Source organism: Dermacoccus sp. MPR-E5 (assembly GCF_058809565.1).
This window is the reverse complement of the sequence record NZ_JBXASS010000017.1, coordinates 16617-37690: the sequence shown is the minus strand read 5'-3', so window position 1 is coordinate 37690 and position 21074 is coordinate 16617. Positions and strand designations below refer to the sequence as shown.

The 21074-nt window shown below is 69.4% G+C and carries 19 protein-coding genes; 15 read left to right on the top strand and 4 right to left on the bottom strand.

Annotation, left to right across the window (positions count from 1 at the left end; translation table 11 throughout):
• Nucleotides 1-201: 201 nt before the first annotated feature.
• Nucleotides 202-1449, bottom strand: a complete 1248-nt coding sequence (locus AC1RS9_RS12370) for an alpha/beta hydrolase (RefSeq protein ID WP_492921675.1) — start codon at nucleotides 1447-1449, stop codon at nucleotides 202-204.
• Between the two features lie 177 nt (nucleotides 1450-1626).
• Here AC1RS9_RS12370 and AC1RS9_RS12365 point away from each other — a divergent pair, with 177 nt between their 5' ends.
• A complete protein-coding gene (locus AC1RS9_RS12365; protein ID WP_492921673.1) occupies nucleotides 1627-2046 on the top strand; it encodes an NUDIX hydrolase in 420 nt (139 codons plus the stop codon).
• Between the two features lie 283 nt (nucleotides 2047-2329).
• Here AC1RS9_RS12365 and AC1RS9_RS12360 read toward each other — a convergent pair whose 3' ends face one another.
• Entirely contained in the window at nucleotides 2330-2863 is a 534-nt protein-coding gene (locus AC1RS9_RS12360; RefSeq protein WP_492921671.1) for a type 1 glutamine amidotransferase domain-containing protein, read from the bottom strand.
• A gap of 544 nt (nucleotides 2864-3407) precedes the next feature.
• Between AC1RS9_RS12360 and AC1RS9_RS12355 the strand changes: the two genes are divergently transcribed.
• The 4 genes from AC1RS9_RS12355 to AC1RS9_RS12340 all read left to right on the top strand — a co-directional run bounded on the left by AC1RS9_RS12355 (nucleotide 3408) and on the right by AC1RS9_RS12340 (nucleotide 7771).
• Entirely contained in the window at nucleotides 3408-3899 is a 492-nt protein-coding gene (locus tag AC1RS9_RS12355) for a hypothetical protein (RefSeq protein ID WP_074040097.1), read from the top strand.
• Nucleotides 3900-4031: 132 nt separating this feature from the next.
• Nucleotides 4032-5006, top strand: coding sequence for an NAD(P)-dependent oxidoreductase (locus AC1RS9_RS12350; protein ID WP_492921669.1), 975 nt, complete (start codon nucleotides 4032-4034; stop codon nucleotides 5004-5006).
• A 179-nt stretch (nucleotides 5007-5185) separates the two neighbouring features.
• Nucleotides 5186-6808: a CoA-acylating methylmalonate-semialdehyde dehydrogenase gene (locus tag AC1RS9_RS12345; RefSeq protein ID WP_492921667.1), complete on the top strand. Its 1623-nt coding sequence runs from the start codon at nucleotides 5186-5188 to the stop codon at nucleotides 6806-6808.
• 144 nt (nucleotides 6809-6952) lie between these two features.
• Nucleotides 6953-7771, top strand: a complete 819-nt coding sequence (locus tag AC1RS9_RS12340; RefSeq protein ID WP_473957498.1) for a trypsin-like serine peptidase — start codon at nucleotides 6953-6955, stop codon at nucleotides 7769-7771.
• A 79-nt stretch (nucleotides 7772-7850) separates the two neighbouring features.
• Here the strand turns inward: AC1RS9_RS12340 and AC1RS9_RS12335 are convergent, their stop codons facing one another.
• Nucleotides 7851-8444: a pentapeptide repeat-containing protein gene (locus tag AC1RS9_RS12335; RefSeq protein ID WP_473957500.1), complete on the bottom strand. Its 594-nt coding sequence runs from the start codon at nucleotides 8442-8444 to the stop codon at nucleotides 7851-7853.
• Nucleotides 8445-8586: 142 nt separating this feature from the next.
• Here AC1RS9_RS12335 and AC1RS9_RS12330 point away from each other — a divergent pair, with 142 nt between their 5' ends.
• Both AC1RS9_RS12330 and AC1RS9_RS12325 read left to right on the top strand, forming a co-directional pair.
• Entirely contained in the window at nucleotides 8587-9480 is an 894-nt protein-coding gene (locus AC1RS9_RS12330; protein WP_038566425.1) for an ATP-binding cassette domain-containing protein, read from the top strand.
• A complete protein-coding gene (locus AC1RS9_RS12325) occupies nucleotides 9477-10421 on the top strand; it encodes an ABC transporter permease subunit (protein WP_165584864.1) in 945 nt (314 codons plus the stop codon). Before AC1RS9_RS12330 ends, AC1RS9_RS12325 begins: the two co-directional genes overlap by 4 nt.
• 182 nt (nucleotides 10422-10603) lie before the next feature.
• On the opposite strand, the gene AC1RS9_RS12320 is transcribed toward AC1RS9_RS12325, so the two are convergent.
• Nucleotides 10604-11749: a threonine ammonia-lyase gene (locus AC1RS9_RS12320; protein ID WP_473957503.1), complete on the bottom strand. Its 1146-nt coding sequence runs from the start codon at nucleotides 11747-11749 to the stop codon at nucleotides 10604-10606.
• Nucleotides 11750-11838: 89 nt separating this feature from the next.
• On the opposite strand from AC1RS9_RS12320, the gene AC1RS9_RS12315 reads away from it, so the two are divergent.
• From AC1RS9_RS12315 to AC1RS9_RS12280, 8 genes are all read left to right on the top strand, one after another.
• On the top strand, nucleotides 11839-12759 hold the full coding sequence (locus AC1RS9_RS12315; protein WP_082740412.1) for a LysR family transcriptional regulator: 921 nt from the start codon (nucleotides 11839-11841) through the stop codon (nucleotides 12757-12759).
• Nucleotides 12760-12847: 88 nt separating this feature from the next.
• Nucleotides 12848-13105: a hypothetical protein gene (locus AC1RS9_RS12310; protein ID WP_492921663.1), complete on the top strand. Its 258-nt coding sequence runs from the start codon at nucleotides 12848-12850 to the stop codon at nucleotides 13103-13105.
• Nucleotides 13106-13268: 163 nt separating this feature from the next.
• Nucleotides 13269-13832 (top strand): alkyl hydroperoxide reductase subunit C, encoded by a 564-nt coding sequence (ahpC, locus tag AC1RS9_RS12305; protein ID WP_006943499.1) that lies wholly within the window; start codon nucleotides 13269-13271, stop codon nucleotides 13830-13832.
• Between the two features lie 576 nt (nucleotides 13833-14408).
• A complete protein-coding gene (gene ahpF, locus AC1RS9_RS12300; RefSeq protein WP_472607528.1) occupies nucleotides 14409-15959 on the top strand; it encodes an alkyl hydroperoxide reductase subunit F in 1551 nt (516 codons plus the stop codon).
• Between the two features lie 333 nt (nucleotides 15960-16292).
• On the top strand, nucleotides 16293-17321 hold the full coding sequence (locus tag AC1RS9_RS12295) for a hypothetical protein (RefSeq protein WP_492921660.1): 1029 nt from the start codon (nucleotides 16293-16295) through the stop codon (nucleotides 17319-17321).
• Nucleotides 17322-17383: 62 nt separating this feature from the next.
• Complete coding sequence (locus AC1RS9_RS12290) at nucleotides 17384-17797, top strand: rhodanese-like domain-containing protein (protein ID WP_235006060.1); 414 nt, start codon at nucleotides 17384-17386, stop codon at nucleotides 17795-17797.
• A 77-nt stretch (nucleotides 17798-17874) separates the two neighbouring features.
• Nucleotides 17875-19332: a phytoene desaturase family protein gene (locus tag AC1RS9_RS12285; protein WP_492921658.1), complete on the top strand. Its 1458-nt coding sequence runs from the start codon at nucleotides 17875-17877 to the stop codon at nucleotides 19330-19332.
• Between the two features lie 181 nt (nucleotides 19333-19513).
• Complete coding sequence (locus AC1RS9_RS12280; protein WP_492921656.1) at nucleotides 19514-21043, top strand: amidase; 1530 nt, start codon at nucleotides 19514-19516, stop codon at nucleotides 21041-21043.
• Nucleotides 21044-21074: the final 31 nt, after the last annotated feature.

Below are 21074 nucleotides of genomic sequence, written 5' to 3'. Positions count from 1 at the left end.
GCTGAGGCCGAGACCTCGCCCGTCCGTCGTTGGTCCGGAGGCAGCGGCGCCATGAGTGTGACCGTAGATCGCCGACGGGGACGGGATTCGCGAATGTGGACGAGAATCGCAGGTGGGTACGGAGCAGGGCCATGGCCACGGCCACGACCAGATCGCCGAGGTGCGAGCGGGCCAACGGGTGAACGGGTGAGCGGCGGGGCGTCAGCGCACGTGGAGGGCCATGCGGAGAGCGCCGACGGCCTCGGCCATGCAGCGTCGCCCGAGGTCCGTGGCGAGGATATTGATGAACGGGTGCACGGCGTCGGTATGCACGCGCAACGTCGTCGCCACACCTGCGTCGGAGAGCTTGCGCGCGTAGGCGATTCCCTCGTCACGCAACGGATCGAATCCCGCGACGGCGACGTACGCCGGTGCGAGCCCGCGCTCCGCGAGCTGCTCCAGATCATCGGCCAACAGCGGTGAGACGCGCGGGTCGCGGCGCATCGCATCGACGTCGTCCGGCAGCGTTCCGCCTCCGAGGTAGTTCGCCTCGTACCAATCCATGTTGGCGCGCGTGAGGAAGTAGCCCTCGCTGAACAGTTCGTAGCTGCGCGAGCGCGGCAGCGTCAGGTCGGTGACGGGTACGAACAGCATCTGCGACGCAGGTTGCGGTCCGCCGACACGGGCGCATTCCTGCGCGACGACGGCTGCGAGGTTGCCGCCGGCCGAATCGCCTCCCACCGCAATGCGATCCGGGTCGATGCCGAGTGCGTCAGCATGCGCGTGCGCCCAGTGGAACGCCGCGACGGCATCGTCGACGGACGCCGGAAATACGTGCTCAGGAGCGAGGCGGTAGTCGACGTTGAGCACCGCCACCTCACCGCCCGCGCACAACGCCCGCGCGACGGCGTCATGCGTGCGATGCGACCCCAAAACCCACCCGCCACCGTGGAAGTACACCAGCAGCGGCAGCCGGTCCGCGCGAGGCTCGCGGATGGCGACGTTCGGGGCGTCCGTGCGAGCATCGACCGCCGCGCCGGCTTCCGTGGCGCCGACTTCATCCGCATCGGGGTCGACGACGCGCGCATGCTTGCCCACCACCGTCACGGGCGAGGGGTGCGGGCGGTACAGGCGGGCGGGGATGTCTCCGGCGCCGTACGACGAGCCGTCGAGGACGACATCTTCGACGTTCGCAACATCAGCGAGTTCACCTGCGAAGAGCCACGATTCGGCTGCGAGAGCGTGACGGGCGTCAGCGACCGAGCGCTCGTCGAGTTCTTTGCCTCCGATGCGTCCGAGCACCTTCAACCCGACGGTGATGTCGGGGTCGAGTGCTCCACCGTCGACGATGTGCGGTTGGCCTGCGGCACGATGACGAACGGCTCGCGGCAGCGCGAGCAACGCTTCGAACGCGCGTCGCTGCGCACGATCAGCGACCGACGGGAGGAAAGGGGCATTGCGGGGAGTCATGTCCTCACTGTGCCGCCTCGCGTTGACGCTGTGGGTCTTATGAATCTGTTTTCATGCGAATCGAAGCGCCATGCGGCGCCGGTGGATCGCGCCGCCCCCGTGCCGCTGTCCGTGGGCTTGCGGCAAATTCGGTTGAGCTCCGGAACGTCACGGGGCTCAACATCTAGGGTTGGACGAATGGTGGAGGAGAAGCTCATTCGGGTCGCTGCGGTCGTCTTTCGGAACGCCGAAGGTCACGTGCTGACGGTCCGCAAGCGCGGCACGCAGCGGTTCATGCTGCCTGGCGGCAAGCTCGAGGACGGGGAAACGTTCGCTCAGACGGCGTCGCGCGAGGTCGAGGAGGAGCTCGGGCTCGTGGTCTCGGCGGCCGAGCTCGAGCCGCTCGGCGAGTTCCGTTCCGACGCGGCGAACGAACCGGGTTTCGCCCTCGAGTCCCACGTGTTCACCTACCCCGGAGAACTGACGCAGACGCCGCGCGTCGCCGCCGAGATCGAGGAACTGCGGTGGTTCACGGAGGCACAGTTGCGCGAGCCGGAGGACGACGTCCTGCTCGCTCCGATGCTGCAGTTCAACGCCGTCCCTGCGATCTTCGGCTGACGCCTCCTGCGCGTCCCTGCGTCTCAGACGCCCGCTGACGTGCGGTGGTGGCGAGGCCGGCGTCCAACGCGGGGAGACTGGTGGACGCCGAGCCGAGGACGAATGTGACCGAAAATCGCCGATGTGGACGAAACTCGCCGTTGGGGCGGCGCTAGACATGCAAACGCCCCGGCAGTCGGAAGCGTGAGCAAATCCGACGAACCGGGGCGTCGCATGAGGGGTGAACCTCAGCCAGGAACCCACTGACGACAAGCCTCAGGAGGAGGCGTTGTCGAGGTCAACCTCAGACGGAGGCCTTCTCGACCGCGTCGAGGAGCGCCTTGTCGAAGGCCGGCAGGTCGTCGGGGTTACGGCTCGTGATGAGGTTCGCGTCGAGGACGACCTCTTCGTCGATCCATTCGCCGCCGGCGTTGCGGATGTCCGTCTGGAGGCTCGGGAACGACGCGACGCGCTTGCCGCGCACGACGTCGGCCTCGATGAGCATCCACGGAGCGTGGCAGATGGCCGCGACGGGCTTGCCGCCCGTGACGAACTGGCGGACGAAGTCGACGGCTTCCGGCACGGCGCGCAGGTTGTCGGGGTTGGCGACGCCACCGGGCAGCACGAGCGCGGCGTAGTCGTTGATGTCGGCGTCCGACAGCTCGATGTCGACCTTCTGCGTGCCCGACTTGTCGAGGTGGTCGAACAGGTCCACCTCGCCCGACTCGGGCGAGATGAGGACGGGCGTGTGGCCCGCGTCGGCGACGGCCTTCCAGGGGTCGGTCAGCTCGACGCTCTCGATGCCTTCAGAGCTGGTGAGGAATGCAATTTTTGCCATGTATTCGACGATAATTCGCACGGCCGCGGCATGCAACGCCCGACGGGGTGGACGCGCTGGAACCTCCAGGCCGGCCGCCCCTGGGAGGGCTCTTCGACCCGTCGACCCCTCGCTCCACCACGTCGCCGCCGTCACTGCGCACCCCTGCAATCCCGTCCCCTTCGGCGATTCTCGTCCCCATGTGCGATTTTCGGTCACATTCGTCCGGGGATCTGCCCCCGCCATCACCTCGCGGACAGCGACGACCAGGCGCCTGATCATTGCCCGAAAGCGCGTCATGCAGGACGCGTTTTCGGGCAAACATGGCGACGGCCGCGCGGTCGCGTAGTCGCCGCACCGTCTCGACGATGACGATGACGTCCGCGTCGCCGGTATACGTTGCCGGACGCCGTACTTTGACGTCCGACGACGGGAGCCCGATGCCGCATTCATCCATCGGCGGCCTCGTATTCTCTCTGGTGTCGACGCAGACGCCTCGTGGGCCGTCGTCCGGCGTATCGACACGACGGCCGGCATGGCGGGGCGGGTGCGCCACAATGACCCCATGGACGACGAGAGCCCCGAAGCCGCGTATCGCCTCCTCCACGAGCGGGTGACGGGCGGGTCACCCGAGGCCGGTGGTTCGTCGATCAGCGCCGCGCAGTACGACGCGGCGCGCAGCGCGTATCTCGAGGAGCGGGGCATCGTCGCCCGCGTCGGTGTGGCGGTGTGGCCGCCGACGTCGCAGACGATCCGTCAGCGCCTCGGCGGCGGGTCGTGGGCGCGCGCCGCCGAGGCGCTCGGGCTGACGGCGAACGCCGGACGCTCGCGCGGCGCCGGCTCCTTCTCCGACGACGACTACCGCGCGGCCGTCGCCGCCTTCCTCGCCGCCGCAGCCGACGACGGCCGCCCCGACGTCGCGTCGACCTCCTTCACCGCCTACGGCGCGTGGGTGAAGAGCGAATCCGACGCCGGCCGCACGGCGCCCAGTGGCGCTGCGATGCGTCAGCACTTCGGGTCGTGGGCCGCGGCGAAGGGCGCCGTCGCGCGCGGGTGAGTCGCGCGGGTGACGAGAGCGCGCCGGGTGGGCCCCGATCCACTGGTCGTGTGATGCAGGTCATAGAGTGGCGAGCATCGTCGCTCACGCCCACCCATGGCGTGTGCGCACCCACGACCCCAGGGGAGCATCATGACCACCGTCGCGTTCATCGGCCTCGGAAACATGGGCCTGCCCATGGCGAAGAACCTCATCGCGGCAGGTTTCACCGTCCGCGGCCACGACGTCGTCGATGCCTGCCGCGCGGCTGCCGCCGACGCGGGCGTCGAGCTGGCCGGCGGCGCGCCGGAGGCCATGGAAGGCGCCGACGCCGTCATCACGATGCTGCCCAAGGGCGAGCACGTGCGCGCCGTCTACTTCGGAGCTGCTCAGGCGGCCGACGGCTCCCAACCCTCGAACGAAGACGGCATCCTCGCCCATGCGACGCCCGAGCAGATGCTCATCGACTCCTCGACCGTCGACATCGCGACCTGCCAGGCCGTGCACGACGCGGCCGCCGCGAAGGGCCTGCACTTCGTCGACGCGCCCGTCAGCGGCGGAATCTCCGGCGCCGAGGCCGGCTCGCTGACGTTCATGGTCGGCGGTGCGGACGCCGACGTCGAACGTGCGCGCCGGTTCATCGAGCCCATGTGCGGCAACTTCTTCGCCACGGGCGGCCCGACGACGGGTGAGGCTGCGAAGATCGTCAACAACATGATGCTGTTCGTCGCCGTGCAGGGCCTCTCGGAAGCGGCCACGCTCGCGAAGAAGCTCGGCCTCGACGCGAAGACGTTCCACCAGATCGCGAGCGTCTCCTCCGGCAACTCGTGGGCGCTGCAGACGTGGTATCCCGTGCCCGGCGTCGTCGAGACGGCCGCGGTCAACAACGAGTTCGCCGCGTCGTTCCGCGCGGATCTGGCGCTCAAGGACATCGGTCTCGCCCTCGCTGCCGCGGCCGATCACGGCCTGCACCTGCCCGCGACGGGCCTGTCCGCGCAACGCCTCGCCGAAGCCGTCGACGGTGGTGGCGGCGAGCTCGACTGCACCGTCGTCGTCGCCGCCGTCGACCCTGACGCCGAAGGCCTGCCCGAGGGCTACGTCCACGGCGGCGCACGCCGCGACGCCTGACCGAGCGCCCGCGCGAGTCGCGTGGCCACGGACGACCAGCCCCGGCCCGACGCGGCACCATCGCTGGCCCCACGCGTCACCACCACCGAGCCCGACGCGGCGCTCGCACCACTGACCACCCAGAACCCCGCAGACAGCCACGAGCGCATCGCGGGACCCACGAGACGAAGGTGTGAACCATGAGTGACATCAAGCAGATCGGCCACTGGATCAACGGCGGCGAGGTCGCCGGAACCGGCCGCGAACAGGACGTGTTCAACCCCGCGACGGGTGAGGTGAGCGGTCGCGTCGCGCTCGCGAGCGTCAGCGACCTCGAGCAGGCCGTCGACGCCGCACGTGCCGCCCTGCCGGCCTGGCGCGCGACCGGGCTGACGAAGCGCGCCGCCGTCATGTTCAAGCTGCGCGAGATCGTCACGGCGAAGAGCGACGAACTCGCACGCATCATCACGGCGGAGCACGGCAAGGTCGTCTCGGACGCCGCGGGCGAGGTCGTGCGCGGCCTCGAGAACGTCGAGTACTGCGCGGGCCTCATGCACCACCTCAAGGGCGAGTTCTCCGAGCAGGTCTCCTCGGGCGTCGACGTCCACTCGGTGCGCCAGCCCGTCGGCATCGTGGCGTGCATCACGCCGTTCAACTTCCCGGCCATGGTGCCGCTGTGGATGGTGACGACGGCGATCGCGTGCGGCAATACCGTCATCCTCAAGCCGAGCGAGCGCGACCCCTCCGCCGCGCTGTGGATCGCGCAGGCGTTCAAGGAGGCAGGCCTGCCCGACGGCGTGCTCAACGTCGTCAACGGCGACAAGGAGGCCGTCGACGGCATCCTCGACCACGACGACATCAAGGCCGTCTCCTTCGTCGGATCAACGCCGATCGCGCAGTACATCTACGAGCGCGCGTCGAAGAACGGCAAGCGCGTGCAGGCCCTCGGCGGCGCGAAGAACCACATGGTCGTCATGCCGGACGCCGACCTCGACGCCGCCGCCGACGCGGCCGTCAGCGCCGCGTACGGCTCGGCGGGCGAGCGCTGCATGGCCGTGTCGGTGCTCGTCGCCGTCGGGGAGGTCGCCGACCCGCTCGTCGACAAGATCGCCGAGCGCATGGGCAAGCTCGTCATCGGCGACGGCTTCGACGAGCGCTCCGAGATGGGTCCGCTCATCACGCGCGAGGCGCGCGACCGCGTCGCCTCGTACGTCGCTGGCGCCACCGACGAGGGTGCGCGCGTCGTCGTGGATGGCCGCGAGAAGCACTTCGACGAGAGCGGCTTCTTCATCGGCACGAGCCTGGTCGACCACGTCAAGCCCGGCATGAAGGTCTACGACGAGGAGATCTTCGGCCCGGTGCTGTCGGTCGTGCGCGTCGAGACGTTCGAGGACGCCGTCGAACTCATCAACGCGAACCAGTTCGCCAACGGCGTCGCGATCTTCACGCGTGACGGCAAGAGCGCCCGCGAGTTCGAGTTCGCCATCGAGGTCGGCATGGTCGGCGTCAACGTGCCGATCCCGGTGCCCGTCGGCTCGTTCAGCTTCGGCGGCTGGAAGAAGTCGCTGTTCGGCGACACCCACATGTACGGCGCGGAGGCGTTCAACTTCTACACGCGCCGCAAGGTCGTCACGACGCGCTGGCCCGACCCGACGCAGAGCCAGGTCGACCTGGGTTCCCGACGAACTGACGATCGATGCCATGAGGCCGGGTGCAGCTCGCGTGTTTCACGTGAAACATGCGAGACGCACCCGGCTTTCTCGTGCGCCACACCGACGCGCCACTCTCCTGTGTGCAAGCCCCGTCTTGCGTGCGGGTCGTGACCAGAGCGTCATGACTGGCCACCCCTGAACACGTTGCAGATGTACTGCGCGGATCGTCCATGGGGGAGAGCTGCGTAACGCTGCCTGCCGCCACGCCGATGTAGCACATGGTACGAAACATTCCCGCGCGGTCGAGGAGGTGTCATGGGTCAGCTGCTCCACCTCACCCGTGCGCGCCGGGCGCTCGTCGCCGCCGGATGCATGGGCGCCCTCGCCTTCACCGCCGCACCGACGGCCGAAGGAGGCCGCACCCTTCAGGCGGCCGGTGCCAACCCGACGTCACGCACCGGGGTGCTCATCGAACCCTCCGACGGTGGGGACGAAGCGCATTTCTGCACCGCCTCGGTCGTCCACAGTGAGAGCAAGGACGTCATCATGACGGCCGCGCACTGCCTCGGCGGCAAGTCCGACGACCTCGTCTTCGTCCCGCAGTACTCGGGTGGGGCGCGCCCGCTGGGCACGTGGAAGGTGAAGGCCGCGTTCCTCGACTCCGCATGGATGAAGGATCAGGATCCCGACGCCGACGTCGCGTTCTTGAGCATGGAGACGCACGGCAGCGGCAAGAACGTCCAGCACATCGAGGACGCCACGGGCGCCTACGAGCTGGAGGTCGGGCGCTCCCGCGCGGCCGGCACGCCAGTCTCCGTCCAGTCGTACAACAACGACTCCGACATGCCGACCGTCTGCCAGACCACCGTTCTCGACGACGACAACGACCCCGTCTTCCACTGCGACGGGTACTCGACGGGCAGCAGCGGCTCGCCGTGGGTCACGACCGTGACGAGCAAGGGGCACAGCGAGCAGCAGGTCATCGGCGTCATCGGCGGTCATCATCAGGGCGGCTGCTACACGCACACGTCCTACAGCCCGACGTTCGACTCGCGCGATCTCGTGCTGCTCGCCCGCGCCGACGCCGGTGGTGCCGGCGACACGGCCCCCACGCCCGGCGGCGACGGCTGCTGACACGCCGCGTCTCACCACGGCCTGCTCACCTGGCAACCCGCTGATCGCGCATCCTCCGAGACGCGCGGGCTGATGCCCGTCACCCGATGACGATGCCCTGCGCCGCTGCGACGGCGAGCGCCGCGTCGACGTCCATGCGGGTCTGCGCGAAGCGTGCCTGGGCGAGATCGATGCCGTCGACGCGGGCGCCGCGCAGGTCGGCGTCCCGTAGGTCGGCCCCGCGCAGGGTGGCGCCGCTGAGGTCGGCGTCGGCGAAGACCGTTCTGCGCAGGGACGATTCGCTGAGGTCGGCGTCGCTGAGGCGGGCGCCGGTGAAGTCGAGGCCGTCGAGTGTCTGCTGACGCATCGTCACCATCGCCCACTGCCCGCCGACGATCGTCGTGTCGCGCCACCCGCAGTCGGCGAACGTCGAACCGGTCATCTTGCAGCCGTCGAGCGTCGTCATCGCGAACGAGCAACCGCTCAGTGTGGCGCCGGTGAACGCGACCCGCTCGAGTGTGGTGTCGTGGAAGCGGCAGTCGAACAGGGCGCATCCTTCGAACGTCACGTCGACGAGGTTCTTCTCCGTGAAGTCGCACGCCGTGAACCGACAGTCGACGAAGCGGGCCCCGTCGAGGTCGCGCTCGTAGAAGTCGATCTCGACGAACCGTTCGCCGCGCGTCGTGTCACTCATGCGTCCATGCTCGCATCGCGCGCCGCGCGTCCGTCGCAAGGATGACGCAGACTCCGTCGCGCGGATGAATCCTCGGTGCCGGGAGGATGAGATGACACGCCGATGCGGCCTGACGCGGCGTGAGCCTCCTAGGGTTGAGACCATGATCACAGTAGAGGGGTTGACCAAGGTCTACGGGAACACCGTGTCGGTCGACAACGTCAGCTTTCAGGCCAAGCCGGGTCGTGTGACCGGCTTCCTCGGCCCGAACGGCGCTGGCAAGTCGACGTGCATGCGGATGATGACGGGGCTGACACCGCCGACGCGGGGTCACGCCACCATCCTCGGCAAGGACTACAGCAAGCTCGATAACCCGGGCCGCCACGTCGGCGTCCTGCTCGACGCGAGCGCGCAGCACGTCGGACGCACCGGGCACGAGGTGCTGACGATCGGCGCGAAGACGATGGGGCTGCCCGCCGACCGAGTCACCGAGATCCTCGACGTCGTCGGCCTGACGCCTGCGGAGGCGAAGCGACGCGTCGGCGACTACTCGCTCGGCATGCGTCAGCGCCTCGGCATCGGGCACGCGCTGCTCGGCGACCCGGACGTGCTCATCCTCGACGAGCCCGCGAACGGTCTCGACCCGGCCGGCATCCGCTGGATGCGCGGGCTGTTGCGCTCGTACGCGGAGCGCGGCGGAACCGTGCTGCTGTCGAGCCACCTGCTGCACGAGGTCGAGCAGGTCGCCGACGACCTCGTCATGATCGGACGCGGACGCATCGTGCGTCAGGGCTCGAAGCAGGAGCTGCTGCGCGGTGCGGGCACGAACGCCGCGAGCACCGACGACGCCGCCCTCGCCTCCGCCCTGCAGGCCGCCGGAATCCCGGTGCAGCGCACCCAGACCGGCATCCACACGCCCGCCGAACCCATCGACGTCGGCCGCGTGGCCGCGCAGCACGGCATCGTGCTTGTCCAGCTCGGCGCCGCCGGTGGTGCGGGCCTCGAAGAGATGTTCCTCAACCTCACCGCCGCCGACTCCCGGGAGGTCGCACGATGAGCACACCGATCAACCCCAACCAGCCGCAGCAGCGTCAGCCGCAGGGCGCGCCGTCGGGACCGCCTCAGATGCAGGGCGCGCCGACAGGGCGCCCCGGCATGCAGCCGCTGTATGCGGGCGGCCCGGGCGGTGGTGTGCTGGATTCGGCCGCGCCGACGCACGCTCGCCTGCCCAAGCGTCTCGGTGACGCCGGCAAGTCGACGCCGATCGGCTTCGGCCAACTGCTCGCCGTCGAGCTGCGCAAGCTGACGGACACCCGCGCCGGCACGTGGCTCATGGCCATCACCGCGTTGCTCATCGTGCTCGCCTCCGCCCTGGTGGCGTACACCGAGCGCGACGGCGTGAAGTTCTTCGACCTCATCGGCGCCACCCTTATCCCGATGAACTATCTCGTGCCGATCCTCGGCATCCTCGCGGTGACGAGCGAGTGGTCACAACGCACCGGGCTCATCACGTTCACCCTCGAACCGCGACGGGGGCGCGTCGTGCTCGCGAAGCTGGCGGCGACGCTCCTCGCAGCGGTCGCGGCGACGATCGTCGCGCTGGCCGTGGCGGCCGGGCTGACGCTGCTCGTCGGCTCGCTCGGCAGCGGGGACGCCGATTGGCACATGAAGGGCACGGCCTACGCGACGTTGTTCGCCTACATGCTGCTGCAGGCGGGCATGGGCGTCGCGTTCGGTCTTCTCATCCAGAACACGCCCGGTGCGATCTGCGCGTTCCTGTTCATCCCGATCGTCGTCTCCCTGTTCAACCTGGCCGGCGAATGGGGCCAGAAGGCGGCCGAGTGGGTCAACCCGCAGCAGTCGATGGCACCCCTCATCGACGGCTCCGTGAGCGGCGACCAGTGGGGCAAGCTCGCCGTCACGCTCGCGCTGTGGCTCGTGCTGCCGATGGTGCTCGGTTTCGTCCGCCTCACCAAGCGTGAGGTCAAGTCGGCCTGACGTGCTCGACATGACGAACGGGGCCGGTTCCTTCCTGGTGAAGGAGCCGGCCCCGCTCGTTCGGTTCGGTGGACGTCGGCAGTCGCGGATCAGCGGGTCGCCCACGTGGTCATAGCGCCCACCGGGCACCAGCGCCCACCGGGCACCAGTGCTCGCCGCACCTGAGCGGATGCCCTCGAGCGTCAGCTCATCGCTGCAGCGAGGTGCGCCCATTCGTCAGCGCTGACGTTGCCGCCCGTCACGACGACGGCGGCGGTGCCGGAGCTTCGGGCGTTGAGGCCGGTCGTGCCGTGCTGGGTGCCCTGCCGCGCGACGAGACCGGCGAGTGCGGCAGCGCCCGCGCCCTCGGCGAGCACCCGCGCGTGACGGGCGAGAAGCGTTGCAGCGGCGTCGATCTCGTCGTCGGTGACGAGGTCGAAGCCCTGCAGGCCGAGACTGCCGGCGCCGCCTGCGTCGCCGCGCATGATGCTCTGCGGCGTCTCGAAACCGTGCGCCGTCGCGAGGCCGCTGACGCGCGTCGTCGCGGGGCGGCTCTGCATGAAGCCAGTCATCCACGAGTCGTACGCGGCCGTCGCGCCGTCGGACTGCACGCCGATGACGCGCACGTGCGGGGCGATCGCGTCGCGTACGAGGCACGCGCCGGCGGCGCCGGAGCCGCTGCCGATCGGCACGTAGATCTCGTCGATGCCCGGGTTCGACTGCAGCAGTTCGAGATACGCCGTCGCGTGGCCGTGGATGATCGCCGGGTCGTTGCCCGGATTGACGAACCGCATGCCGCTCGTCTCCGCAAGGTGGCGGGCGTGAGCGGATGCCTCGGCGAGCGTCGGGCCCTCGATGACGACGTCGGCGCCGAGGGCGCGCACCGCGTCGACCTTGACGCTCGGCGCGCACGCGGGCATGACGATGACGGCGCGCGTCCCGGCCACGCGTGCCGCGAACGCGATCGACTGCGCGTGGTTTCCCGTGGAACAGGTGACGAGACCGGCGGAACGCTCGTCGGTGTCGAGACGGCTCGCGAGCGTGAGGCCGCCACGCACCTTGAACGAGCCCGTCGGGTTCATGTTCTCGTGCTTGACGACGACATCGCGGCCCACCGCGTCACTCAGTGCCGCGTACCGCCACGTCGGCGTGGGCACGAGGTGTGCAGCGAGGGCCTCGGCTGCGGCGAGGACGCCGTCGAAGGAGACGACCGGGGTCGCCGAGCCGGTGTCGCCGGTGCCGCCAGTGGCAGGTGCGGCGCGGGTGGGCTCGACGGGCTGCATGTGCGGGGCCGACACGAGGTCGTGCGGCGCAGCGGTTTCGCGGGTTGGCGGCGGCAGGATCGGCATGCCTCCAGCGTGCGCGACGGCGAATCATCCGTCCAATACATGCAATCACTTGATCGCATCGATGGCGCCGATACATTGAGGGGGTGGAGATGAAACGCCTCGAAGCCCTCGTCGCGCTCGCCCGGGAAGGAACGGTGAGCGCGGCGGCGACGGCTCTGGGCTGCGGGCAACCGACGGTCTCGCACCACCTGCGCCGACTCGAGGAGGAGACCGGCGCCGTGCTCGTGCAGCACGTCGGGCGCGGGGTGCGGTTGACGCCCGACGGCGCGCGTCTGGCGGCGCGCGGCGAGGAGATCCTCGGCCTGTTGCGGCGCGCCGAGGTGGAACTCGACACCATGACCACGCTCGCCGCAGGGCACGTGCGCCTCGCGGCCTTCCCCTCTGCCTGCAGCACGATCGTGCCGCGGCTGCTCCTGACGCTCGCCGACACGGCACCTGGTCTGACGTTCGACATCGTCGAGGTCGAACCGCCGGAAGCCGCCGCGTTGCTGCGCTCGGGGCAGGTCGACGTCGCCATCACGTTCGCCTATTCCGGGCAGCACTTCGACGACGACGTCACCGTCGAGCACCTCGGGTGGGACGCGTTGCACCTCGTCGAGCCGTTTCGTTCGGTTGGCGGCACGATCGCGGAGGGGCGCGCCTGCGGCGAGAGGGAAGCGACGGGCCTGCGGCCGGAAGAACTGCGAAGGTTCTCCGACGGCCGGTGGATCGCGGGGTGCGAGCGCTGCCGCACAGGGCTGCTCGACCTGTGCGCCTCCGTCGGAGTCGAGCCCGACATCGGCTTCGCCAGTGACGACGTCGTCGCCGTACAAGCTCTCGTGGCAGCGGGTTTCGGGGTGACGTTGCTATCTGCACTCGCGCTCGCGGGCCACCGCAACCCAGGCGTCGTCACGCACCCCGTTGTCGGTGCGGGCCGAGAACTGCACGTCGCGACGTACGGCGCACCGCCGCGCCCGGCCGCCGTCGAGGAGGTCGTGCAGACGCTGCTCGGCCTGTCGTGGAGCGCGTGACGAAAGGTTGAGCCGTGTCTCGACGGCGCGTCGATCGTGAGGGTCTGCAGTGATCGGTAGCGCGGCGCTCATTGCCCGAGAACGCGTCGTGCCTGACGCGTTTCTGGACGATGTTCGGACGCGCTGGGCGTCAGAGCGGGCCGTCCAGGCCGAAGACTCCGCCGAACGGATCGACGAGCTGGCAGATGCTGCGCCCGCCGCCGATCGTGAGCGGTCCCCGATGATGCTCGGCTCCCGCACCGAGAAGCGCCTCGCGATGGGTGCGCAGATCGCCCGTCGCGACCATGCCGCCGTCGCCGACGAATGTGACCGTGAATCGCAGATGTGCACACAACCGTCGGCCTGAGAACTCGGGGCGCGCCGCGAGGGGGGCGGGTCGTTCACGCGATGTTCATGCGGCCCGCTGTTGGACATGGCGACCAGAGACGCTAATATGGAGTCATTCCAGTTAAGGAATGCTTGCGGCGGCGCCACGCTCGCCGCCGATCCCCAACGCGAAGGAGCATGACGTGTCGCTCATCAACACGACCATAAAGCCGTTCAAGGCCACCGCTTTCAAGCAGGGCGAATTCGTCGAGGTCTCCGAGGCCGACGTCGCCGACAAGTGGAGCATCTTCTTCTTCTACCCGGCCGACTTCACGTTCGTCTGCCCGACCGAGCTCGGCGACCTCGCCGACTACTACGACGAGCTGCAGAAGCTCGGCGTCGAGGTCTTCTCCGTCTCCACCGACACCCACTTCACGCACAAGGCGTGGCACGGCTCGTCCGAGACGATCGCCAAGATCGACTACGCGATGATCGGCGACCCGACGCTGCAGATCTCCCGCAACTTCGAGATCCTGCGTGAGGACGAGGGCCTCGCCAACCGCGGCACCTTCCTCGTCGACCCCGACGGCGTCATCCAGTTCACCGAGGTCACCTCCGAAGGCATCGGCCGCAACGCCGCCGAGCTCGTCCGCAAGGTCAAGGCCGCCCAGTACATCCGCAACCACCCGGGCGAGGTCTGCCCCGCCAAGTGGGAAGAGGGCGCCGAGTCGCTCACGCCGTCGCTGGACCTCGTCGGCAAGATCTGAGTTCAGCCCTTTGCAGGCTCAGACTGAACTCAGTTGGGCCCTCTTGACCTGGCTCGCCAATGCTCACACTGGAGGCTTCGCAAGCTCAGCCTCCAGGCTCGCTTGATCGTCGCCAGGTCGTAGCCGGTCGCCGCCTCGCCGTGATCACCGAACGAGTTCGCACGCTCACTCGTTCGCCTCCGACGGCGGGGCGGCGCCCGGCCTGGCGTGATCGCCTGAGAGCTGGCCCCACGTGGAGACTTTTTCCGCTCTCAACCGTGGGGGCTCATGCTGCTGGCAGCGCCCGCCCGCTTGAGGAGTGAAACTCGGCATGGCGGAGTTTCAGTCCGCAACGCCCCGGTCGAGCACCGAAACCCTGCAATGCAGAGTTTTGGCCCTCAGGCCGCGGGTGGAGGGTGACGAGAACGCCCCCAAGGCTCTCGTCCCTCTCCACTCGTGACCTGCCCCGCCCCGGTCGCCCGCGTGGGCTCACAAGACCTTCTCGCCAGACCTTCTCTCCACAGATTCTTGACACACCGCCCCGTTCGGGCCAACCCGTACCTTTTTCGTCCCCTCGCCGACACCAGGAGGCACCCCATGGCCGTTCTCGACGCCAACATGACAGCCCAGCTGCAGCAGCTGCTCGGCAACCTTCGTGAACCGATCGTGCTGCGCGCCAGCCTCGACGACTCCGACAAGTCGAAGCAGACCGAAGAGCTCCTCAAGGAGATCGAGGCGCTGCACGACAAGGTGAGCTACGAGCGCAGCGACGACAACGAGCGTCGCCCGAGCTTCGAGATCGCTCGCGCCGGCACGGACGTCGGCGTCCACTTCGCGGGTCTGCCGATGGGGCACGAGTTCACGTCGCTCGTCCTCGCGTTGCTGCAGGTCGGTGGTCACCCCGTCAAGATCAGTGACGAGCAGGCGCAGCAGATCCGCGACATCGAGGGCACGTTCAACTTCGAGACGTACATGTCGCTGACGTGCCAGAACTGCCCGGACGTCGTGCAGGCGCTCAACGCGATGAGCGTGCTCAACCCGAACATCCACCACATCGCGATCGAGGGTGGCGCGTTCCAGGACGAGATCGAGGCACGCGACATCAAGGCCGTCCCGACGGTCTACCTCAACGGCGAGGTCTTCGGCCAGGGCCGCATGACCGTCGAAGACTTCATCAGCAAGCTCGACACCGGCGCCGACGCGAAGGCCGCCGCGAAGCTCAGCGAGAAGGAGCCGTTCGGCGTCCTCGTCATCGGTGGTGGCCCCGCGGGCGTCGCGGCCGCGATCTACACCGCACGCAAGGGCATCCGCACCGGCCTCGTCGCCGAGCGCATCGGCGGCCAGGTGCTCGACACGAACGCCATCGAGAACTTCATCTCGATGCCGTACACGGAGGGCCCCAAGCTCGCCGCCGCGCTCGAGGCGCACCTGCACGAGTACGAGATCGACGTGATGAAGGCGCAGAAGGTCGCGTCCATCACCGACGAGGACGGCCTCAAGAAGGTCGTCACCGAGACGGGCGCCGAACTGCGCGCCAAGCAGGTCATCATCGCGACGGGTGCCCGCTGGCGTCGCATGGGCGTTCCGGGCGAGGAGGAGTACCGCAACAAGGGCGTCACCTTCTGCCCGCACTGCGACGGTCCGCTGTTCAAGGGCAAGAGCGTCGCCGTCATCGGTGGCGGCAACTCCGGCGTCGAGGCTGCGATCGACCTGGCGGGCGTCGTCGGGCACGTCACCGTCGTCGAGTTCCTCGACACGATGCGCGCCGACGACGTGCTGCAGCGCAAGCTCAAGTCGCTGCCCAACGTCGACATCATCCTGTCGGCCGCGACGAGTGAGGTCGTCGGCGACGGCAAGGGCGTCACCGGCCTGACGTACACCGACCGCGAGACCAACGAGAGCAAGATCATCGACGTCGAGGGCGTGTTCGTCCAGATCGGCCTGCTGCCGAACACCGAGTTCCTCGACGGTGTCGTCGACCTCAACGAGCGCAAGGAGATCGTCATCTCCGACCGCGGTGCGACGTCCGACCCGGCCATCTTCGCCGCCGGCGATGTCACGACCGAGCCGTACAAGCAGATCGTCGTTGCCGAAGGCTCCGGCGCGACGGCCGCACTCGGCGCGTTCGACGCGAGCATCCGCGGCTGATCCGTCAGCGTGTTTCACGTGAAACGTCCCGGTCACCCTGAGGTGGCCGGGACGTTCTGCGTCGATACGCCCTGACGCAGTTGCGCGGTCAGATGCCCCATCTCGATTGCGTCGACGACGGGCACGAACCTGCGCGTCCAGGAAGTGAGGCAGCCAAGCCGGGGGCTTTCACAGGGTTCATCTGAGTCTGGACATCCCAAACGCTGGCCGACATCGCCAGGGCACTGACGGCGAACGGTCGACCCGCCGCCCGCGCGTCGATAACGAACAGGTCACGCCTGGTTGCTACCGTGTTGCGTCATCCAATCCACGCCGGGAAGCCCTGGAGGCGCCATGCTCGAGCAGCTGCAGCTCATTCTCAAGGCCCTTCCCTGGACAGGCCCGGCCGTGCTCGGCGGGTTCGTCCTCGCGCTGCTGACGACGTTGCTCTTCCCGACGCGCCGCTCACGCGCCGATCGGCTCGGGTTCGCACTGCTGACGTGGTGTCTCGTCGTCGCGGCCGTCGTGACGTTGAGCCCGGTCAAGAACGACTACTTCGGCGTGCCGACGGCGGGCTGCGACTGGTCGGTGTGGCGGCCTCTGGCCCGTGAGTACTGGTTCAGCGCCGGCTCGCGGCCCCCGAACGTGTGGCTGTTCCTGCCTGCAGGCGTCGGCGTCATGCTGCTCGACGGCGTGTGGCGCAAGATCCTCGGCGTCATGGTGTTGTTCGCGCTGCCGCCGGGCATCGAGACGCTGCAGGATCTCTACCCCGAACTCAAGCGCAGTTGCTCGAGCCAGGACGTCGTCGACAACTGGACGGGTCTCGTGCTCGGCCTGACGCTCGGGCTCGTGCTGGCGATCCTCCTCGCGATCGTGCGTGCCATCTCGCGCGCCTCACGGCGTCGGCGTGAGCGCCGCGCGGGAGTGCTCGAGGGTGGCTCTGCGCAAGGTGCGCACCCGGCGGACGCTCGCACCGACGAGCGTCTCGACGACGCATCGCGCGCCGCCGAGCGTCCCCTCCCGCTCGGTGGCCGCGCCGACAGTCGCCCGTACGACGACTTCGGTGACTTCGACGACACGCCCAGCTCGACGCGGTGGTACGAGCGCTCGGGTGAAGCCGCCGTCGACCACACCCCGCCCTACGGCACGTCACGCGACGAGGCCCGGACGCAGGCGCTTTGGCCCGCGCGAGCCAATGACGGCGACGATGACGCGCGGACGCAGGCCTTCCGTCCCGTGCGCGCCGACAACGGCGATGACGACGCCCGGACGCAGGCCATGCGCCCCGGACGTCCCGGTCGTGACGTCGGCACTGACGGCGCGAGCGCGCCGCGCCACGGGCGCGGCGGAGACGACGACACCGAGATCATTCGGCGCACATGACCCCGAACAAGGGGACGAACGAAGCCAGGCGACCGTCGCAGGTCCGCCCCACCGGCCCGGCCATGCCAGCTGACAGCGACCGCGGTTCGACCGGCTACCTCGCGCGCGTGCGTCAGGGATGGAGTCGGCTGACACCGCGCCAGGCGTTCGACGAGCAGCAGCGTGGGGCCGTCATCGTCGACACGCGGACGGCGGAGCATCGCGCCGAGAGCGCGAACATCCCGGGTGCGCTCGTCATCGACCGCACGGTGCTCGAGTGGCGTCTTGATCCGAGCAACGCGTGGCGCATCCCGGAGGCGAGCAGCTGGGAGACGCGATACATCGTCATCTGCCGCCACGGTTTCTCCTCGAGCGTCGCGGCGCGGGCGCTTCAGGACGTCGGGCTCGTCAACGCGACCGACGTCATCGGCGGGTACGCAGCCTGGGTCGAGGCGCGTCTGCCGACGACGCACGCCCCCGCCGACGTCCGCTTCTGAGCCGTGCACACCTGCGATTCTGGGTCACATTCGTCCCCGGCGCCCCGCGTCCGTAGCCGCGTCCTTACGCTTCACGCATGAACTTGACGCGCGTGGCCGTGGTCGGCGCCGGACCCAACGGCCTCGCCGCGGCCGTGACGCTGGCGCGCGCCGGGCTCGCCGTCGACGTCTTCGAACGCAACGGGTGGACGGGCGGTGGCGCGGCCACCCGCGAACTCAGCCTGCCGGGTTTTCGCCACGACGTCGCGAGCGCCGTCCACCCGATGGCGCTCGCGAGCCCGTTCTTCCAGGAGTTCGACCTTGCGCGGCGCATCGGCCTCGTCGTGCCCGAGGCCTCGTTCGCACATCCGTTGCCGGGGGGCCGTAGCGGCATCGGGTATCGCGACCTCGACCGTGCGGCCGACGCACTCGGCGCGGACGGTGACGCCTACCGCTCCTTCCTCGGCCCCGTCGTCGAGCGCCTGCGCGGCGTCACCGACATGACGATGAACACGCTGCTGCGGGTGCCACGCGACCCGATCGCGGCGGCCGTCTACGGCGCGCGCGTCCTGGAGGCGGGCACGCCCGCATGGTCACGCCGGTTCGTCGAGGACGTCGCCCCGGCGATGCTGACGGGGTGCGCCGCGCACACGATCGGCCGCCACCCCACTCTCGCCATGGCCGGTGGCGGGCTCATGCTGAGCGCAACCGCGCACGCGCAGGGTTGGCCGGTGCCGGTCGGTGGTTCACAGGCGATCGTCGACGCGCTCGTCGCGGACCTCGAGGCGCACGGTGGGCGCGTCCACCTCGGGCGGGAGGTCACTGACCTCGCGCAGCTCGACGAGTACGACGCGGCCGTGCTCGACGTCGGCGTCCCCGCGTTCCTGACGATGGCCGCCGCGCGCCTGCCTGATCGCTATCGGCGCGCTCTCGAGCGGTTCAAGCCGGGCAGCGGCGTGAGCAAGGTCGACATGGCGCTCGCCGGGCCGGTCCCGTGGAGCGATCCGCGCATCGGCGAGGCCCCCACGGTGCACCTCGGCGGCACACGCGAGCAGATCGCGGCGGCGGAGAACGACGTCGCGCGCGGGCGGGTGCCCGAGCGTCCCTACGTTCTGGCCGTGCAGCCGAGTGTCGTCGATTCCACGCGCGCGCCGGCCGGGCAGGCGACGTTCTGGGCGTACGTCCACGTGCCGTTCGACAGTGACGTCGACGCCACCGAGGCCGTCCTCGCCGCCGTCGAGGAGCACGCCCCGGGTTTCCGTGACCTCGTGCTCGCCTCAACAGCGACGCGCGCCGACGAGTTCGCGGCGGCCGTCAGTCCCAACTTCGCGGGCGGCGACTTCGCGAGCGGCGCCGTCACGATGACGCAGATGCTCAAGCGTCCCGTCGTGTCACCGACGCCGTGGCGCACACCCGCCGACGGTGTCTACCTCGCGTCGGGAGCGACGACGCCGGGCCCCAGCGTCCACGGCATGTGCGGCTGGCACGCGGCGCGAACCCTGCTGCACGACAACGGAATCCCCGCCCCGAACCTCGCGCCCACCTCGGCCCGCTGAATCGCCACGATGCCCAGGGAGGCGTGCCCTCTCACGCACCGCCACCACCATCGTCGGGGCCATGCCGACATCGGCGACACGGGCGGCATCGGCCACCCGAGTTGCGCGCTTCGGCCCACAGGCGGCGTCGCAGGCGGCACACTGGCAGATCGAAGCTGCCACGACGAAAAGGGGTCAGATGATGTCCGAGACGAGGCCGAAGCAGATCCACGCGTTCACCGACGATGCGCTCGGTGACATGGACGCGACAGCGCTCGCCGACGCCATCGACTCGGGCCGCATCAGCGCGACGGAGGCCGTCGAGGCTGCGCTCGCGCGCGCGGAGAAGGTCGACGGGGTGCTCAACGCCATCGAGTTCATCGACGCCAAGCGCGCCCGTCAGCGTGCTGGTCGTATCGACGCGGGCCTCGGAGGTGGGCGCCACGATCATCCGGACGCCGCGCTGCGCGGCGTGCCGAGCGCGTTCAAGGACAACGTCGTCGTCGCCGGCGTGCCGATGACGCAGGGGTCGGAGGCGATGCCGCGCGTCAGCAACCGCCGCAGCGGCAAGGTCGTGACGCAGATCCTCGGCACGGGCATCGTCCCCATCGGCACGACGACGATGCCGCCGTTCGGCTGGACGGCGACGACGGAACGCCCTGGCGGCAACGTCACGCGCAACCCGTGGGACACGTCGCGCAGTTCGGGCGGTTCCTCCGGCGGTTCGGCGGCGCTCGTCGCGTCGGGCGTCGTCCCCATCGCGCACGGCAACGACGGTGGTGGCTCGATCCGCATTCCTGCCGCGACGTGCGGCCTCGTCGGCCTCAAACCGACGCGCGGGCGCCTCATCATCGGTGAGAGTTCCGCGCAGATGCCGGTGAAGATCGTCACCGACTCGGTGCTGACGCGCACGGTGCGCGACACCGTCACGTTCTTCGAGGACGCCCAGCGCGTGCACCCGGCGCGTCGCCTACCGCCGATCGACGTCACGTCGCACCCCGGGCTGACGCGCCCGCTGCGCATCGGGTTCATGCACGACAGTCCGTTCGCGCCTCCGTCGGATGCACCGACGCGAGCCGCCGTCGACACGGCTCTCACGATGCTGGGCGGGCTCGGGCACGACATCGTCGACTGGCAACCGACGATTCCCGAGTCGTTCCAACAGGATTTCCTCGACTACTGGGGTTTCCTCGCGTTCAACACGGTGGCGGGCGGCAAGCGCCTGTTCCACAAGGATTTCGACGCGAGCAAGCTCGACCCGTTGACGCTCGGGCTCGCGCAGATGGGACGCCGCCGGCTCGCGCACGCGCCGAAGTTCCTCGCGCGTCTGCAGGCGTCGGGTCGTGTGTACCGTTCGCAGATGGCGAGCGGCCCCGATGTCTTCGTCTCACCCGTCCTCGCCCACGTCGCACCCGAGATCGGTTATCTCGCAGGCGATCTCGACTACGAGACGCACCTCGAGCGCGTGCTCGCCTACTGTGCCTTCACGCCGCTGCACAACGCGACGGGCGCACCCGCCATCAGCCTGCCGCTCGGACGGACCGATGACGGGCTACCGGTCGGCGTCATGATCTCCGGGCAGATCGGCGACGAGAACACGCTGCTGCGGCTGGCCCTGCAGATCGAGGCGGCCCACCCGTTCCGTCGCCTCGACCAGGTGGGCGAGGCGGCACAGGGCGGCGTTCCGAACCGCGAGGAACCGGGTGTCGTCGCCGCATCGAACGGCGCGTGACGACGGCGTTGTCGGTGACGCCAGGCACAAT

Bases quoted from the DNA above. Each gene is read 5' to 3' on its own strand.
- AC1RS9_RS12370 (WP_492921675.1), bottom strand. From the start codon at position 1,449: ATGACTCCCCGCAATGCCCCTTTCCTCCCGTCGGTCGCTGATCGTGCG.
- AC1RS9_RS12365 (WP_492921673.1), top strand. From the start codon at position 1,627: ATGGTGGAGGAGAAGCTCATTCGGGTCGCTGCGGTCGTCTTTCGGAAC.
- AC1RS9_RS12360 (WP_492921671.1), bottom strand. From the start codon at position 2,863: ATGGCAAAAATTGCATTCCTCACCAGCTCTGAAGGCATCGAGAGCGTC.
- AC1RS9_RS12355 (WP_074040097.1), top strand. From the start codon at position 3,408: ATGGACGACGAGAGCCCCGAAGCCGCGTATCGCCTCCTCCACGAGCGG.
- AC1RS9_RS12350 (WP_492921669.1), top strand. From the start codon at position 4,032: ATGACCACCGTCGCGTTCATCGGCCTCGGAAACATGGGCCTGCCCATG.
- AC1RS9_RS12345 (WP_492921667.1), top strand. From the start codon at position 5,186: ATGAGTGACATCAAGCAGATCGGCCACTGGATCAACGGCGGCGAGGTC.
- AC1RS9_RS12340 (WP_473957498.1), top strand. From the start codon at position 6,953: ATGGGTCAGCTGCTCCACCTCACCCGTGCGCGCCGGGCGCTCGTCGCC.
- AC1RS9_RS12335 (WP_473957500.1), bottom strand. From the start codon at position 8,444: ATGAGTGACACGACGCGCGGCGAACGGTTCGTCGAGATCGACTTCTAC.
- AC1RS9_RS12330 (WP_038566425.1), top strand. From the start codon at position 8,587: ATGATCACAGTAGAGGGGTTGACCAAGGTCTACGGGAACACCGTGTCG.
- AC1RS9_RS12325 (WP_165584864.1), top strand. From the start codon at position 9,477: ATGAGCACACCGATCAACCCCAACCAGCCGCAGCAGCGTCAGCCGCAG.
- AC1RS9_RS12320 (WP_473957503.1), bottom strand. From the start codon at position 11,749: ATGCCGATCCTGCCGCCGCCAACCCGCGAAACCGCTGCGCCGCACGAC.
- AC1RS9_RS12315 (WP_082740412.1), top strand. From the start codon at position 11,839: ATGAAACGCCTCGAAGCCCTCGTCGCGCTCGCCCGGGAAGGAACGGTG.
- ahpF (WP_472607528.1), top strand. From the start codon at position 14,409: ATGGCCGTTCTCGACGCCAACATGACAGCCCAGCTGCAGCAGCTGCTC.
- AC1RS9_RS12295 (WP_492921660.1), top strand. From the start codon at position 16,293: ATGCTCGAGCAGCTGCAGCTCATTCTCAAGGCCCTTCCCTGGACAGGC.
- AC1RS9_RS12290 (WP_235006060.1), top strand. From the start codon at position 17,384: ATGCCAGCTGACAGCGACCGCGGTTCGACCGGCTACCTCGCGCGCGTG.
- AC1RS9_RS12285 (WP_492921658.1), top strand. From the start codon at position 17,875: ATGAACTTGACGCGCGTGGCCGTGGTCGGCGCCGGACCCAACGGCCTC.
- AC1RS9_RS12280 (WP_492921656.1), top strand. From the start codon at position 19,514: ATGTCCGAGACGAGGCCGAAGCAGATCCACGCGTTCACCGACGATGCG.